The following is a 575-nucleotide window of genomic DNA, read 5'->3' as shown; positions in this document are numbered from 1 at the left end:
CCACTGACATTGATGCTGGTACTCAGGTTCCGGTGGTCGTGGCTCGGCCACTGACTGACGTCCTGCTGGACTGTCCTCGGGTTGTTCTGTCCGGCCGCCGGGACCTGTTCTCACGGCACCGGCCGGGCGGAACATGACCTGATAGGAGCTTGGTCCAGAAGCCCCTTCAATGTCCTGTCTGCTCCACCCGGCCGGCGCCGACCTCCGGCTAGGGAAGGCATCATCAGCATGACAGCAGCGGTCGTCGGACACACCGCGGGCCAGGACGTGTTCGGCGGGGTCGACTCCCACACCGACACCCTCCACATCGCCGTGATCAGCGACAACGGCGGGCACCTCGCGGACGCCGAGTTCCCCACCACGGCGGCCGGATACACCGCGGGCCTGGCCTTCCTGAACGCCCACGGCCACGTACTGGCGATCGGGGTGGAGGGCACCGCCTCCTACGGGGCCGGCTTCACCCGCGAAGCCCGCGCGTGCGGGCACCGGGTCGTCGAGGTCAACCGGCCCGACCGGGCCGAACGCCGCCGCATCGGCAAATCCGACCCCATCGACGCCTACGCCGCCGCCCGCGC

At 69.7% G+C, this 575-nt stretch carries 1 protein-coding gene; it reads left to right on the top strand.

What is annotated here, in order from left to right; all coding sequences use genetic code 11:
- Window positions 1-228 precede the first annotated feature (228 nt).
- On the top strand, window positions 229-575 hold a 347-nt coding region (locus RZ50_RS28170; RefSeq protein ID WP_196951493.1), incomplete at its 3' end, for a transposase.

The sequence above is a fragment of the Kitasatospora sp. SUK 42 genome (assembly GCF_015776785.2).
Classification (GTDB): Bacteria; Actinomycetota; Actinomycetes; order Streptomycetales; family Streptomycetaceae; genus Kitasatospora.
Note: the sequence above shows the minus strand (reverse complement) of the source record. Positions and strands in the feature narration are given on the sequence as shown.